Here is a 15,147-nt window from a genome sequence, read left to right as displayed (position 1 = left end):
TGCTTGCCTGCAACCTGTCGCGCATGCCTAGCGCGTACGTCACGTCGTGTGCCGCATCGCATGCCGTTTCGTGCGCGGCAGGATGCGCGACGCGACGTGCCGCGCGGCGATTGCCGCGGCGGCGTGCGCCGCTGCGACGCTCAGCGAGCCGCCAGCTCGCCGCGGATGTAGTCGATGCTGGCGCGCAGCCGGTCTTCGATGTCACCCGCTTCCGCGATTTCGTTCGCGAACGGCTCGAACGAGAATGCCCCGCGATAGCCGCGCGCGAGCAGCTCGCGCAGCTGCCGGACATTGCCGAGCCGGTCGGCGCCGCCGACCAGCACGCGATGGCCGTCGCGCATCCGGTCGACCGGCAGGTCGCCTTCTTCGACGCCCGAGATGTGCACGAGGCCCGTCAGGTTCGGGAAGAAGATGTCCTCGCCCGACAGATGATGGTGGAACGTGTCGTGCACGAGCCGGAATACCCGCTCGCCGGCCGCGGCGTAGATGCCCTTCACCGCGTCCGACTTGCGGCGCAGCGCGCATTCCTCGAAGCCGAGCGGCTCGATGAAGCCGAGCAGGCCGCGCGCGTCGAGGATCGGCTCGAGCGCCTTGAGCGCCTTGACGAGATCGGCGTGCCGCGCGGCGGGCTCGCGCGTGTCGCCGCGGCTGTTGGTCGGGCACAGCACCAGCGCGCGTGCGCCGCATTGCGCGGCGTAGTCGGCGAGCACGGTCGCTTCGTCCGCGCGCTCGGCGTTCCATTGGTCGAAGCGCTGCAGCGCGTTGATCGTCAGGATCGTCACGCCGCCGGCTTCGGCCGTCGCGCGCACGGCCGAAGCCGGCGTGCCGTCGGTGATCTCGACGCCGTCGAGATCGTTGCGGATCTCGATCGAGTCGATGCCGAGCCGCCGGCACAGCGCGACATAGCGGTCGAGCGGCAGGCGCGGCGCGCTCATCCGGTTCAGCGAAAAGTGAAAGGCGGGTTGCGTCATCGTTCGGTCCTCAGGTGTCGAATGGGGCGGGGCGAATCAGGTGAAGCTGCGTGCGCCGGTGCCGGCCGGTACATCCGCCGGTTCCGCGGCGAGCGCGTGCCACGTGGCGCGCAGCCATTGCGCGCACGCGACGTTGTTGTCGAAGATCGAATAGCGGGCGCCGCCGCCGTAGTCCGGAAACGGGATGAACTCGCAGCTGATCTGCTCGAGCGGTGTCGGCCGCGCATGAACCTGCCATTGCAGCAGGCGCCGCAGCGCCGTCTTCCACGTGTCGAGCGGTGCCGCGCGCCATTCGCCGTGATACGCGCCCGGCGCCGGTTCGACGAACGGGTACTGGATCCCGCGGCCGGGCCGTCCGTCCGCGCGGCGCATCCAGCGGTTCTCCGGATTGTTCGGAATCACGCTGCGCGCATGCGCGTGGCGGACCCAGCCGCGTGCGATCCAGTCGGCGTAGACGGCCGACGGCGACGCCGGGTCGAGCAGCTGCCGCACGCGCTCGACCGGCTCGCGCAGGCCCGACGCATCGAGTTCGGGGCGATTGCCGAGCTTGAACAGCAGGTGCGAATGGTCGAGCGTGATCCGGAACGGCACGCCTGTTTGCTCGACGCATTGCGCGACGCGCGCGATCCGCGGGAAATCCTCGCTCCACATGTCGACGTGCACTTCGAGGCTCGGCAGGCAGCCAACCGGCTCGCCGCGTTCGTATGCGCGCAGGTAGAAGTCGGCGACTTCGCGGTCCGACAGCGGATGGCCGTCCGCATGGTGCGCGTACAACTGGCAATTGAGTACCGTGCTGCCGAACCGCGCGCCGGCATCGACGATCTCGGCGACGTGCGCTTCGTCGCGGCCGGCGCACCAGATGCCGCCGATCACGCGGATCGGCAGCGCATGCTGGTCGACGAGCGCGAAGTACGGCGACAGGTCCTCGCCGTGCACCGGGTTCTTCTCGACGTAGTCGAACACGCCGGCGTCCGCGATCATCTGGAACCGCTCGGCAGGCGTGGGCAGCGGCAGGCCGTCGTGTTCGAGCACGCCGTCGAGGTTCACGCCGATGAGTATCGCTTCAGCCATTGTCTCCGTCCGTTCCGGTTCTGGATGGCTGCCAAATGTACGGACGTGCCGAGCGGGCTGCATGACAAACGTTGACGAAAAATCGCCCATGCGGCGGTCGATTTTTTTGCGGCGCGCGTCCGCGCGATGCGCGGCGGGCGTCAGGCCGGCAGGTACGCGCTGGTGCGCACGTTGGCCGAGCAGAACACGCGGAATTCGACCGGGTCGCCCGGCGGCGGCTGTTCGACGATCCCGCACGCGTGCAGCACGTGCTGCAGCGCGGAAATCGCCTGGCCGTCAGGATCCTGGTCGATCGCGATGTCCATCGAACCGGCCTCGATGTAGGTGCGGTGCAGGTCGATCATCTCGTGGCCGATCCAGACGACGCGCCCGGCCGCACCCGCCTTACGCAGCGCGGCCTCGATGCCGGCCGAGCCCGCGCCGCTGTTGTAGATCCCGACGATGTCGTCGTGCGCGTGCAGCGCGTTCGTCACCGCGCGGTAGCAGCGGTCGTCCTGGTCGAGCGTTTCGATCGGCGCGTCGTCGCAGCGGAGGTCGGGAAAGACTTCCCGCAACTGGTCGATGCAGCCGGCCATCCGGTCGGCGTGCGCGCGGTAGCCCATCCGTCCGGCGAGCAGCAGCACGCGGCCGGGGCGCGCGGCGAGGCGGCCGATGTAGTAGCCGGCCGTGCGTCCGGCGCGGTAGTTGTCGATGCCCGCGTAGTGCACGCGGCCGACGCCGCCGATGTCGGTGACCATCGTGACGACGGTCTCGCCGCGCGCGATCGCGCCGGCCAGGGCGTCGCGCACGCGCGGCGTGTCGCGCGCGGTGACGATCAGCGCCGCGCGCCGGTACGCGGGCCGTTCGATCAGCGCGGCCGCGCGCTCGTCGTCCGCGGCGGGCAGGATGGTCCGGTGCACGACCACGCGCCGGTCGAGCATCTGCAGCGAGCGTTGCACCGCCTGCTGCAGCCGCCGGAAGAACGGGGCGTCGGTGTCGGGCAGCAGCACGTCGACGTGAAGCAGCCCGTGCCGCGTGTCGGGCAACTGGCGCGGAACGCCGAGCTGGCGCGCGGCCGCCACCACGCGCTCGCGTGCCTGCGCGGACACGCTGCCACGCTCGTTCAGCACGCGGTCGACGGTGGTCGTGCTGACCCCGGCGAGCGCCGCGATCTCGTCGAAGCGCGCGGTGCGCTTGCGCCAGCGCGGACCGGTCGGGTCGGCCATGGTCGTCTCCGTGTTCGTCTGTCGTCGCCAGCGGGGTGTGGCGCTGTCCGGAACGCTAAAGCGATGGCGAAATTTCGTCAATGTTTCGATTGAGCGGGGCATGGCCGTCGCCTAATTTTGAATGCATGCGAAGCGCGCGCCGCGCTTTCCGCAAACGAACGATCAGGAGACACGCGTGGCCCACACGAACGATCAGGCGCACGACCGCAACGCGGCGGCACGCCGTCAGGAATACCGAATGATCGGCGGCGCCGGCGAGCGTGCGCGTGCCGCGGGCCTCGTCAATGCCGCGTGGTACCGGTGCCCGGTGCCGCGGCCGCTGATGAAGCAGCTGATGCAGCGCGACGATGCGCGCGCGATCCGCGACACGCTGATCTGGTACGCGGCGATCGTCGCGAGCGGCGTGCTCGCGTGGCTCGCCTGGCGTGCGCATTCCGCGTGGGCGATCCTCGCGTTCTTCGTGTACGGCACGCTCTACTGCAGCCCGGCCGACTCGCGCTGGCACGAGTGCGGACACGGCACCGCGTTCCGCACGCGCTGGATGAACGACGTGCTGTACCAGGTCGCGTCGTTCCAGGTGTTCCGCCGCGCGACGGTCTGGCGCTGGAGCCACGCGCGCCATCACACCGACACGCTGATCGTCGGCCGCGATCCGGAAATCGCCGCGCCGAAGCCGACCGACTGGCTCGGGCTCATGTTGAACGTGGTGGCGCTGAAGCACGTCGCGAGCGAGCTGCGCAAGATGATCGTGCTCGCGTTCGCCGGCCGGCTCGACGCCGAGGAGCGCACCTACGTGCCCGAATCGGAGTGGCCGAAGGCCGTGCGCGAGGTGCGGATTCATCTGACCGTTTATGCGTGCGTGATCGGTGCGGCGTTGTACTGGCACACGATCCTGCCGGTGCTCTACATCGGCTTGCCGAGCCTGTACGGTGCGTGGCTGTACCTGTACTTCGGCCTCACGCAGCACGCGGGCATGCCGGAGAACGTGCTCGATCACCGGCGCAACTGCCGGACCGTGAGGATGAATCCGGTATTCCGCTTCCTGTACTGGAACATGAACTATCACGTCGAACACCACATGTTCCCGATGGTGCCGTTCCACGCGCTGCCGAAACTGCATGAAGCCGTGAAGGCTGACATGCCGCCGCCTTACCGCAGCACGCTGGCCGCGTATGCGGAGATCGTGCCGGCGCTCGTCCGGCAGACGCGCGACCCGTCGCATTACGTCGTGCGGCCGGTGCCCGACGCGGCGCGCGCATGACCGCGCATCGAACATTCCAACGAAGGAGACACGCAACATGACGCAATGGATCGACACCGGCGCCCTCGACGACATCGACGACGAAGACGTCGCGCGCTTCGACCACGACGGCCGCACATACGCGATCTACCGGATCGACGGGAACGTGTATGCGAGCGACGGGCTGTGCACGCACGAGCACGTGCATCTCGCGGACGGGCTCGTGATCGATCACGTGATCGAATGTCCGAAGCACAACGGGCGCTTCGACGTGCGCGACGGCCGGGCACTGTCGGCGCCTGCCTGCGAGAAGCTGCGCACCTACCGCGCGAAAATCGAGAACGGCCGCATCCTGATCGAGGTGTGACGCGATGGCGAACGACCGGGTGATGGCGATCGTCGGCGCGGGCCATGCGGGCGGCCGCGCGGCGCAGGTGTTGCGCGAGGGCGGCTGGCGCGGGCGCATTGTGCTGATCGGCGCGGAGGCGCACTTGCCGTACGAGCGGCCGCCGCTGTCGAAGGGCGTGCTGACCGGCGAGCGCAGCGCCGCGCAATGCGGGCTGCGCGATCCGGATGCGTGGCGCGCGGACGGCATCGAGCCGATCGTTGCGACGGTCGAGCGGATCGATCCGGTGGCGCGCGAGGTGCATGTGTCGGATGGCCGCGGCTTCGCTTGCGAAGCGCTGCTGCTCGCGACCGGCGGCCGTGCGCGCCGCCTCGCGATTCCGGGCGCGGAGCTCGACGGCGTATTCGCGTTGCGCACGCTCGACGACGCGGCGGCACTCGGTGCGCGGCTCGTGCCCGACGCGCGCGTCGTGCTGATCGGCGGCGGCTTCATCGGTCTGGAGGTCGCGGCGTCGGCGCGCTCGCGCGGCTGTCGCGTGACCGTGCTCGACGCGGCACCGCGCCTGCTCGGGCGTGCGGTGCCGGAGCCGATCGCGGCACGCGTGCATGGGCTGCATGCGGCGCGGGGCGTCGCGATTGGCCTGAACCGACGGCCCGTCGCGATCGAGCGCACGCCGGACGGCGCGCTGGCCGTCGTGCTCGACGACGGCGACGTGCTGCTCGCCGATACGGTGGTGGCCGGCATCGGGATCGAGCCGGCCGACGAACTGGCGCGCGACGCGGGGCTCGTCACCGAGCGCGGGATCGTCGTGAACGCGCGGCTCGAGACCTCGGCACGCGGCATCTACGCGGCCGGCGATGTCGCGGTGTTCCCGAGCGGGGCGTCAGGGCGGCTCGTGCGTCAGGAAACCTGGCACGGCGCGGAAACGCAGGCGCGCGTCGCCGCACGCAACATGCTCGGCGCCGACGAACCGTATCGCGAGATGCCGTGGTTCTGGTCCGATCAATACGACGCGCAACTGCAGGTGGCCGGCGAACCGGCGCTCGGTGTGCGGACGGTCGCGCGCGTGCTCGGCGATGATGCGGAAATCCATTTCCACTTCGATGCCGGCGAGCGGCTCGTCGCGGCGAGCGGTTTCGGTCGTGCGTCGGGGTTCGTGAAGGAGATGCGCGTCGCGCGCCTGCTGGTCGAGCGCGGGATCGGCGCGACGCCGGAAGCGGTTGCGGATGCGGGGGTGAAGCTGAAGTCGCTGGTGTCGACCGCGGGCCAACGCTAGCGGCGCCGGGCGAAGGAGAAGGGGAGGCGCGCGGCAGTCGCTGCCGCGCGCTCGGGTTCGGGTTCTGGTTCGGACTCGGACTCGGACTCGGACTCGGACTCGGACTCGGACTCGGACTCGGACTCGGACTCGAACCCGAGCCCGAATGAACAAACCTGCGCTCAGGCCATCGCGTGCAGGCGCAGATACAGGCCGGCCGCCGCGGCGCCGCCGAGCAGCGGGCCGATCACCGGCACCCACGCATAGCGCCAGTCGCTGTCGCGCTTGCCGGGGATCGGCAGCAGCGCATGCATCAGGCGCGGCGACAGGTCGCGCGCCGGGCTCATCGCATAACCGGTCGGCCCGCCGAGCGAGATGCCGATGCCGAGCACGAGCAGGCCGACCGGCAGCGCGTCGAGCGCGCCGAGGCCGACCTGCGGCGACGCGAGATACAGCACGCCGAGGATCAGCACGAACGTGCAGATCGCTTCGGTCAGCACATTGTGCGTGGTGCTGCGGATCGCGGGCGCCGTGCAGAACACCGCGAGCTTCAGGTCCGCATCGACTTCCTTCGCGAAGTGCTGGCGATACGCGAGCCACACGAGCAAGGCGCCCGCCATCCCGCCGAGCATCTGCGCGAGGATGTAGCCGCCGACCTTCGACCACGCGAACTTGCCCGCGAGCGCGAGGCTGATCGTGACGATCGGGTTCAGGTGCGCGCCGCTGAACGATGCGGTCACGTAGACGGCGACGAACACGGCCATCGCCCAGCCCATCACGATCACGATCAGGTCCGCGCCCTTGCCCTTGGTCTTCGCCAGCAGCACGTTGGCGACCGCGCCGTTGCCGAGCAGCACGAGAATGGCGGTGCCGATGAATTCTGCAATATAAGGTGACATGTTTGTCTCTCGTAGGTCGCGGCGGACTCGCGCGTTGCGCGGTCCGCCGGTGTTGTTGTATTTCGTTCGGAGTTCTTGTGATTTCTGCCGCGGTGCTTACTGCACGTCGTCGGCCCACGCCTTCGCGGCGCGCACCGCGCGTTGCCAGCCGGCCATGCAGCGCTCGACCTGCTCCTTCGGCATCGACGGCGAGAAGCGGCGATCGAGCTGCCACTGGCTGCGCACTTCGTCGAGGTTCTTCCAGTAGCCGATCGCGAGGCCCGCGAGGTAGGCCGCGCCGAGCGCGGTCGTCTCGGTGATCTGCGGACGCACCGCGTCGACGCCGAGCAGGTCGGCCTGGAACTGCATCAGCAGGTCGTTCGCGCTCGCGCCGCCGTCGACGCGCAGCTCGCCGATGCTGATGCCCGAGTCGGCTTCCATCGCGGCCAGCACGTCGAGCGACTGGTACGCGATCGCGTCGAGCGCCGCGCGCGCGAGGTGCGCGGACGTCGTGCCGCGCGTGACGCCGAATACCGAACCGCGCGCCCGTGCGTTCCAGTGCGGCGCGCCGAGGCCCGCGAACGCCGGCACGAGATAGACGCCGTCGGTATGCGGCACGCTCGCGGCGAGCGCCTCGATCTCGGCGGCCGTCTTGATGATGCCGACACCGTCGCGCAGCCACTGCACGACCGCGCCCGCGATGAAGATGCTGCCTTCGAGCGCGTACTGCACGTCGTCGCCGATCTGCCACGCGATCGTCGTGACGAGGTTGTTCTTCGACTCGATCGGCTTGTCGCCGGTATTCATCATCAGGAAGCAGCCGGTGCCGTAGGTGTTCTTCACCATGCCCGACGTCGTGCACATCTGGCCGAACAGCGCCGCGTGCTGGTCGCCGGCGATCCCCGCGAGCGGGATCTTCGACGCGAACACCGTGGTTTTCGTATGGCCGTAGATTTCCGACGACGCCTTCACTTCCGGCAGCATGCTGCGCGGGATGTCGAGCAGTTCGAGCAGCTCGCTGTCCCACTCGCGCGTGTGGATGTTGAACAGCATCGTGCGCGACGCGTTCGTCACGTCGGTCACGTGCAGCTCGTGCTTCGTGAAGTTCCACACGAGCCAGCTGTCGACGGTGCCGAACGCGAGCTTGCCCTGGCGAGCCTTGTCGCGCGCGCCGGGCACGTTGTCGAGGATCCAGCGGATCTTGGTCGCGGAGAAGTACGAGTCGATCGGCAGGCCGGTCTTCGCGCGCACCTTCGCCTCGAGGCCCTGTGCTTTCAGCGAATCGCAGAAGTCGGCGGTGCGGCGGTCCTGCCACACGATCGCGTTGTAGACGGGCTGGCCCGTCTCGCGATCCCAGACGATCGTCGTCTCGCGCTGGTTGGTGATGCCGATCGCGGCGATCGACGTGCCGTTCAGGCCGGTGCGCGTGACGGCTTCGGCGGCGACACCCGCCTGCGTCGACCAGATTTCCTGCGGGTCGTGCTCGACCCAGCCGGGTTGCGGGTAGATCTGTTCGAATTCCTTCTGGGCGATCGATACGATGTTGCCCTGGCGATCGAACAGCATCGCGCGGGAGCTCGTCGTGCCCTGGTCAAGCGCGAGGATGTACTGATCCTGCATGTCTCTCATCTCCATCCGTGGATTGGCGTAGTTGTGATGCGCGCCGCATGTTACGCGGCGCGTCGGTGAATCAACGTCGGTCAGGCAACTGCAACTGCAAACGGATCACGCGTGCGGCGCGTGCGCGGCGGCGAACCACGCATCGACCGCGGCCGTCACCGCGTCGAGCGTGCCCGGCGCGACGTGCAGGCCGAGCTTCGAGCGGCGCCACAGCACGTCCTGCGCGCAGGTCGCCCATTCGACGTCGCGCAGGTAGCGCAGTTCGGCGTCGTGGATGCCCGGTGCGATCTCGGCGCCGAGGTCGGCGAGCGACGTCGCGCCGTCGACCACGCGTTCCGCGCGCGTGCCGTACGCGCGCGCATAGCGGCGCGCAAGCGCGGCGGGCAGCCACGGATGGCGTTTCGCGAATGCGTCGGCGAACACGTCGAACTTCGCGTTCGCGATGTCGCCGCCCGGCAGCGGCGCGCCGGCCGTCCAGGTCTTCGCGTCGCGGCCGAGCGCGCGACACAGCAGGTCGGCGGCTTCCTCCGCGAGCTTGCGGAACGTCGTGATCTTGCCGCCGAACACCGACAGCAGCGGCGCGCCGGCGCCGTCGTCCATCTCGAGGCGATAGTCGCGCGTGACGGCCGACGCATTCGCCGCGTTTTCGTCCTCGAGCAGCGGGCGCACGCCCGAATAGGTCCAGTGCACGTCGGCCGGCGAGATCTTGCGCTTGAAGTAGCGGTTGATCGAATCGCACAGATACTGCGTCTCGTCGCGATCGATCGCGACCTTCGCGGGATCGTTCGTGTATTCGACGTCGGTCGTGCCGATCAGCGTGAAGTCGTGCTCGTACGGAATCGCGAAGATGATCCGCTTGTCCGGGTTCTGGAAGATGTATGCGTGATCGTGATCGAACAGGCGCCGCGTGATGATGTGGCTGCCCTTCACGAGCCGCACGCTGTGCTGCGCGCCGCGACCGAGCGCGCCGTGCAGCACCTCGCCGACCCACGGGCCGGCCGCGTTCGCGACCGCGCGCGCGCGCACCACGCGGATCGAGCCGTCCGCGTGCCGCAGCCGCGCTTCCCATTCGTCGCCGTGGCGTTCCGCCGACACGAGTTTCGTGCGCGTGAGGATCTCGGCGCCGCGTTCCTGCGCGTCGAGCGCGTTCAGTACGACGAGGCGCGCGTCGTCGACCCAGCCGTCCGAATACACGAAGCCGCGCTTGATCGAGTCGATCAGCGGCGCGCCGGCCGCATGGCGGCGCATGTCGATGCCGCGCGAGCCGGGCAGCAGTTCGCGCTTCGCGAGGTGATCGTAGAGGAACAGGCCGATGCGGATCAGCCAGGCCGGCCGCAGGTTCGGCATGTGCGGCATCACGAAGCGCAGCGGCCACATGATGTGCGGCGCCGCGCGCAGCAGCGTTTCACGCTCCTGCAGCGCTTTGCGGACGAGTCCGAATTCGTTGTATTCGAGGTAGCGCAGGCCGCCGTGAATCAGCTTCGTGCTGGACGACGACGTGTGCGACGCGAGGTCGTCCTGCTCGCAGAGCAGGACCGACAGGCCGCGGCCGGCCGCATCGCGCGCGATGCCGGCGCCGTTGATGCCGCCGCCGACGACGAGCAGATCGTAGCGATTCGGTTGGGTCACCTGCTGTCCTTATCGTCTGATGGAAATGGGCGAACATGAAATGTTCGAATTCGAAATTTAACGAACGAAATCGAAAAAGTAAAGTTCGAAAAAGCGGGGCCAGTAGCGCGTGGCGCGATCCCGGACGATACTGGCGCAATCGACCGTTTCGCGAGGTGAATCATGCGTATTGGGATATGGGCCGGCGCGTGCGCCGTCGTCCTGGCAGGGTGCAGCGCCGGCACGCCGCCGCTTGCCGGCAACTGGCGGGCGCCGTCGTTCGTCGCCCTGCAGACGTCGTGCGGCGGCACCGCGCGCGACTGGGGCGCGGACGCGCAGCCGGTCTATTCGACGCTGTACGACGCGTATGTGGCGAAACGGTATCGCGGGCTGACGCAGGCGAACTATTGCGCGTTCGTAAACGAACTTTCGGCGCACTATGCAGCGCCCGACGCGGCGGGGCGCGCCGGATGGGTCGCGTATTTCAACGGCGCACGCGCGCAGGCCGTCAGCTGGCGGGCTGCGGTCGATCCGACGCTGCGCGGCGGCTGACGCCGGAGCGCTGCGGGAGGCGGAAAAAGGGAAAAGCGGCGCGGCCGGAAATCCGGCCGGCGCGCTCAAGTCAGGAACGGCGGGACTTCAGGAATAGCGGCATTTGATGGATCGCAACGCGGCGTCGCCGGTTTCGGTCACGCAGTATTTGCGTCCCGATCCCAGCCCTTCCAGCCGCACGAGCTGCTGTTCGAGCAGCGCGTCGAGTTCATCGCGATCCATGTCCCCGTGATCGGGGGCATCCTTCACAAGCAGTAGCGTGGCGAATTCATGCGGACTCAGCATCGTTCTCTCCATGGCAATCGGTTTGCCCGCGCAGCCGGCGCAAACGCCGCTGCGCGATACCCGGCGGGGTATGGCTTGGGGGGAAAGCTGTATTCGCCGGCCTTCGGATTCGCACACGCCTTGGCACGGGCGGATCGCGCGAACGGGCCGGGGAACTGGAGTCTAGTCGAGCGCGCGGGCAACGACAAATCGTGCCCCGTTAATTTTCAGTTTGACAGGCACGCAAACCGCTAGCGGTTCAGCAGGCGCGCCAACTTCTTGATTTCACTTGAAGTTTCAGGTGCGGTGCAGCATCGCGCGGGTCATTCCGCGGGGTCATTCCGCGACGTACACCTGGGTGCCCGCGTTCGCCACCGCGTCGGCCATCTCCGGCGGCAACGGCTTGTCGGTGAAGAGTGCATGAACCTGGCTCAGGTGGCCCTGGCGCACCAGCGCCGGACGGCCGACCTTCGAATGATCGGCGACAAGGTAGACCGTGCGCGCATGCTGCATGATCGCCTCGGCCACACGCACCTCGCGCGTGTCGAAGTCGCGCAGCGTGCCGTCGGCCTCGATCGCCGACGTGCCGATGATCGCATAGTCGACCTTGAACTGGCGGATGAAGTCGATCGCGAGTTCGCCGACGATGCCCTTGTCCCACGGCCGCACGATGCCGCCCGTGATCAGCACCTCGCAGTCGGGATAGCCGCTCATCATCGACGCGACGTTCAGGTTGTTCGTGATCACGTGCAGCCCGTGATGACGATTCAGTGCGCGCGCAACTTCCTCGGTCGTGGTGCCGAGATTGATGAACAGCGATGCCTGGTCGGGGATGTGCGACGCGGCGAGCGCCGCGATGCGCCGCTTCTCGTCATGGAACATCCGCTGGCGCGCGGTGTACGACACGTTCTCCGAGCTGGTCGGCAGGCTCGCGCCGCCGTGGTAGCGGCGCAGCAGGTTCAGGTCGGCGAGCCAGTTCACGTCGCGGCGGATCGTCTGCGGCGTGACCGCGAAGTGCGCGGCGAGATCGTCGACGGTCACGAAGCCGTCGCGCTGCACCCATTCGAGCAGTTCCTGCTGGCGCGCGTTGAGGGTGAGGCGGGGATCTCGGGTCATGGTTCGGCGGTCGGATCGTGAGGCGGAGCGGGTATTGTAAGGGCGGGAAGGGCGTTCGATCGGCCTGCGGCGTATCACCGCCCGGAATTCATGCGCAAAGTACATGGATTCATGTGACAAATGAATTTGTGCGATCGCGCGGATCGCGCTGCAATGGCGGACTGGCCGCGCACGCCGGTCGTGCGTCCGGCGCGTTCATTCAGCTTTCGACGAGGTGGAACCGATGACTGGCTTCAACTGGCACAACCCGTATCCGACGACCCGCATCCCGGTATTCGCGCGCAACGTCGTGTCGACGTCACACCCGCTCGCCGCGCAGGCCGGGCTGCGGATGCTGTGGAAGGGCGGCAATGCCGTCGATGCGGCGCTGGCCGCCGCGGCCGCGATCACGGTGGTCGAGCCCGTGTCGTGCGGGCTCGGCGGCGATGCGTTCGCGCTCGTGTGGGACGGCGGCCGGCTGTCCGGGCTGAATGCGTCGGGCGTCGCGCCGGCCGCATGGAGTCCCGACTATTTCCGCAAGCGCCACGGCGAGGACGCGCACGGCATCGCGAACAAGCCGACGCGCGGCTGGGACACCGTCACGGTGCCGGGCGTGATCGCGGGCTGGGAAGCGCTGCATGCGAAGTTCGGCTCGCTGCCGTTCGCGGACCTGCTCGAGCCGGCGATCGAGATCGCCGAGCGCGGCTATGCGGTATCGCCGATCGTCGCGCACAAATGGGCGGCCGCGGTGCCCGAGCTGCAGGGACTGCCGGGTTTCGCCGACACCTTCATGCCGCGCGGGCGCGCGCCGCACGTCGGCGAGCGCATGTGCCTGCCGGGCCACGCGCAGACGCTGCGCACGCTCGCGAAGGACGGCCCGCGCGCGTTCTACGAAGGCGCGCTCGCCGCGCGGCTCGCGGCGTTCGCGCGCGAAGGCGGCGGCGCGCTGACCGAAGCCGACCTGCGCGCGTACCGGCCGGAATGGGTCGAGCCGATCGGCAAGCGCTTCGGCCGTCATACGATTCACGAGATCCCGCCGAACGGGCAGGGCATCGCCGCGCTGATCGCGCTCGGGATCGCCGAGCGGGCGGGCCTGAGTGAATGGCCGGTTGATTCGGTCGACTCGCAGCACCTGCAGATCGAGGCGATGAAGCTCGCGTTCGCGGACGTCTATCGCTACGTCGCCGATCCGCGCGCGATGGACGTGACGCCCGCGCAGATGCTCGACGATGCGTATCTCGCGGAACGCGCGAAGCTGATCGATCGCGCGCGCGCGACGCACTTCGCTGCCGGCCGCCCGCATTCGGGCGGCACGATCTACCTGTCCGCGGCGGACGAACGCGGGATGATGGTGAGCTTCATTCAGTCGAACTACATGGGTTTCGGTTCGGGGCTCGTCGTGCCCGGTACCGGCATTGCCCTGCAGAACCGCGGGCACGGCTTCTCGATGGATCCGGCGTCGCCGAACGTCGTCGCGGGCGGCAAGCGGCCGTTCCATACGATCATCCCCGCGTTCGTCACCGAGGAAGTCGACGGCCGCAGCGAGGCCGTGATGAGCTTCGGCGTGATGGGCGGCGACATGCAGCCGCAGGGCCACCTGCAGACCGTCGTGCGCATGCTCGGCTACGGGCAGCAGCCGCAGGCCGCCTGCGACGCGCCGCGCTGGAAGGTCAATCGCGACTTCACGCTCGACGTCGAGTCGACGATGAAGCGCGAGACGGTCGACGGGCTCGCCGCGCGCGGCCATACGATCAAGTCGATCGACGATCCTTACATGGATTTCGGTTCGGGGCAGTTCGTGTGGCGTCTCGATCGCGACGATCCCGACCGCGGCTACGTGGCCGCGAGCGACAGCCGTCGCGACGGTCTTGCGGCCGGTTTCTGACGGAACGCTTCCAGCGTGGTGCCCGACGGGCGGCCGGATGGCCGCCCGTTTTGCCTGGATGCAGCGCATGCCGTCGCGCGCGCGCAACCGGTTCGAACACCTCATCTAACGATCCGCAACATGCGCGGCGGAACTGCGCGCGGCGGGCATGGTCAGTGCTTTGAAGCACGAACATAAAAGTCCGGCTAAGATGCCAGCATGGTTCGGCCGGACCAATCCACTAATAAATGCAAGCAAAACGTCGCCTGCGGGCACGCCGGGCCTGTGCGAAAAGAGGGGCCGGCCGGCCGCGCGACGACTGGGAGCGCATCACCATGCCTACTGAAACGACGCATGTCATGCCGTGGCGTATCGAGGACATCGACCTGAACCGGATCGATCGTCAGCGCGCCGCCGCGAACGAGGATCTGCTGCTGTTGCTGTGCGCGTCGTCGTTCATCGAAAGCGGCTCGGATCTCTACACGAGCAACCTGAGCGAGTTCTTCAACGACGATCCGGAAGTGTCCGCGTGGCTCAACAATGCGTGGGAGCACGAGGAACTGCAGCACGGGCGCGCGCTGAAGGCGTATATCGCGCACGTGTGGCCCGAGTTCGACTGGGACACCGCGTTCGCGAATTTCTTCGCCGAGTATTCGAAGACCTGCTCGGTCGACGCGTTCGAGAAGACCCGCGCGCTCGAGATGGTCGCGCGCTGCGTCGTCGAGACGGGCACGGCCACGCTCTATCGCGCGATCAACGAATGCTCGGACGAGCCGGTGCTGAAGGAAATCACCGACAACATCCGCTCGGACGAAGTGCGTCACTACAAGCACTTCTTCAAGTTCTTCAAGAAGTACAACAAGCTCGAAGGCAACGGCCGTCTCGCGGTGCTCGGCGCGCTGATGCGCCGCGTGATGGAAATCAAGAACGAGGATTCCGAGATCGCGCTGCGCCACGTGTTCGCCGTCCGCTACCCGGATCGCGTCGGCGACAGTCAATACAACCGCGAGCGTGCCGCGCGCATCAGCTCGCTCGTGCGGCGCAACCTGTCGGCCGACATGTGCGTGAAGATGCTGCTCAAGCCGCTCGACCTGCCCGCGAAGATCCAGCCGAGCGTCCACTATCCGCTGACGAAGATCACGCGGCACGTGTTCATGCGCTGATCGTCACCGCGCGGT

The 15,147-nt window shown here is 68.2% G+C and carries 14 protein-coding genes; 6 read left to right on the top strand and 8 right to left on the bottom strand.

Going from position 1 to position 15,147, the window contains the following annotated elements; translation table 11 throughout:
- Nucleotides 1–140: 140 nt before the first annotated feature.
- The 3 genes from U4012_RS14050 to U4012_RS14040 form a co-directional block, all read right to left on the bottom strand.
- Nucleotides 141–971, bottom strand: a complete 831-nt coding sequence (locus U4012_RS14050) for a TIM barrel protein (protein WP_124489877.1) — start codon at nt 969–971, stop codon at nt 141–143.
- A gap of 36 nt (nt 972–1,007) precedes the next feature.
- Entirely contained in the window at nt 1,008–2,042 is a 1,035-nt protein-coding gene (locus U4012_RS14045; protein WP_321799294.1) for a xylose isomerase, read from the bottom strand.
- Nucleotides 2,043–2,182: 140 nt separating this feature from the next.
- A complete protein-coding gene (locus tag U4012_RS14040; protein WP_321799291.1) occupies nt 2,183–3,247 on the bottom strand; it encodes a LacI family DNA-binding transcriptional regulator in 1,065 nt (354 codons plus the stop codon).
- A gap of 121 nt (nt 3,248–3,368) precedes the next feature.
- Here U4012_RS14040 and U4012_RS14035 point away from each other — a divergent pair, with 121 nt between their 5' ends.
- The 3 genes from U4012_RS14035 to U4012_RS14025 are packed head-to-tail and all read left to right on the top strand — an operon-like array spanning nt 3,369 to nt 6,109.
- Nucleotides 3,369–4,508: a fatty acid desaturase family protein gene (locus U4012_RS14035; protein ID WP_321799289.1), complete on the top strand. Its 1,140-nt coding sequence runs from the start codon at nt 3,369–3,371 to the stop codon at nt 4,506–4,508.
- A 37-nt stretch (nt 4,509–4,545) separates the two neighbouring features.
- A complete protein-coding gene (locus U4012_RS14030; RefSeq protein WP_044846790.1) occupies nt 4,546–4,854 on the top strand; it encodes a non-heme iron oxygenase ferredoxin subunit in 309 nt (102 codons plus the stop codon).
- Nucleotides 4,855–4,858: 4 nt separating this feature from the next.
- A complete protein-coding gene (locus U4012_RS14025; protein ID WP_321799286.1) occupies nt 4,859–6,109 on the top strand; it encodes an NAD(P)/FAD-dependent oxidoreductase in 1,251 nt (416 codons plus the stop codon).
- 161 nt (nt 6,110–6,270) lie between these two features.
- Here U4012_RS14025 and U4012_RS14020 read toward each other — a convergent pair whose 3' ends face one another.
- The 3 genes from U4012_RS14020 to glpD form a co-directional block, all read right to left on the bottom strand.
- Complete coding sequence (locus U4012_RS14020) at nt 6,271–6,987, bottom strand: MIP/aquaporin family protein (RefSeq protein ID WP_044846788.1); 717 nt, start codon at nt 6,985–6,987, stop codon at nt 6,271–6,273.
- Between the two features lie 96 nt (nt 6,988–7,083).
- The gene (gene glpK, locus U4012_RS14015) at nt 7,084–8,586 is read right to left on the bottom strand and encodes a glycerol kinase GlpK (protein ID WP_124486895.1); all 1,503 of its coding nucleotides are present in this window, start codon (nt 8,584–8,586) and stop codon (nt 7,084–7,086) included.
- A 105-nt stretch (nt 8,587–8,691) separates the two neighbouring features.
- Nucleotides 8,692–10,215: a glycerol-3-phosphate dehydrogenase gene (gene glpD, locus U4012_RS14010; RefSeq protein WP_321799283.1), complete on the bottom strand. Its 1,524-nt coding sequence runs from the start codon at nt 10,213–10,215 to the stop codon at nt 8,692–8,694.
- Nucleotides 10,216–10,377: 162 nt separating this feature from the next.
- Here glpD and U4012_RS14005 point away from each other — a divergent pair, with 162 nt between their 5' ends.
- Entirely contained in the window at nt 10,378–10,746 is a 369-nt protein-coding gene (locus U4012_RS14005; protein ID WP_321799280.1) for a hypothetical protein, read from the top strand.
- Nucleotides 10,747–10,833: 87 nt separating this feature from the next.
- Here U4012_RS14005 and U4012_RS14000 read toward each other — a convergent pair whose 3' ends face one another.
- Both U4012_RS14000 and U4012_RS13995 read right to left on the bottom strand, forming a co-directional pair.
- Nucleotides 10,834–11,031: a hypothetical protein gene (locus U4012_RS14000; protein WP_044846784.1), complete on the bottom strand. Its 198-nt coding sequence runs from the start codon at nt 11,029–11,031 to the stop codon at nt 10,834–10,836.
- Nucleotides 11,032–11,346: 315 nt separating this feature from the next.
- Nucleotides 11,347–12,126, bottom strand: a complete 780-nt coding sequence (locus U4012_RS13995) for a DeoR/GlpR family DNA-binding transcription regulator (protein WP_044846783.1) — start codon at nt 12,124–12,126, stop codon at nt 11,347–11,349.
- Between the two features lie 223 nt (nt 12,127–12,349).
- Here U4012_RS13995 and U4012_RS13990 point away from each other — a divergent pair, with 223 nt between their 5' ends.
- Together U4012_RS13990 and U4012_RS13985 are read left to right on the top strand one after the other, a co-directional pair.
- A complete protein-coding gene (locus U4012_RS13990) occupies nt 12,350–13,990 on the top strand; it encodes a gamma-glutamyltransferase family protein (protein ID WP_321799276.1) in 1,641 nt (546 codons plus the stop codon).
- A 314-nt stretch (nt 13,991–14,304) separates the two neighbouring features.
- Nucleotides 14,305–15,132 carry a ferritin-like domain-containing protein gene (locus tag U4012_RS13985; RefSeq protein ID WP_044846781.1) on the top strand — a complete coding sequence of 276 codons (828 nt, stop codon included), beginning with the start codon at nt 14,305–14,307 and terminating at the stop codon, nt 15,130–15,132.
- Nucleotides 15,133–15,147: the final 15 nt, after the last annotated feature.

The sequence above is a fragment of the Burkholderia sp. BCC1988 genome, from assembly GCF_905339895.1.
GTDB lineage: Bacteria > Pseudomonadota > Gammaproteobacteria > Burkholderiales > Burkholderiaceae > Burkholderia.
Note: the sequence above shows the minus strand (reverse complement) of the source record. Positions and strands in the feature narration are given on the sequence as shown.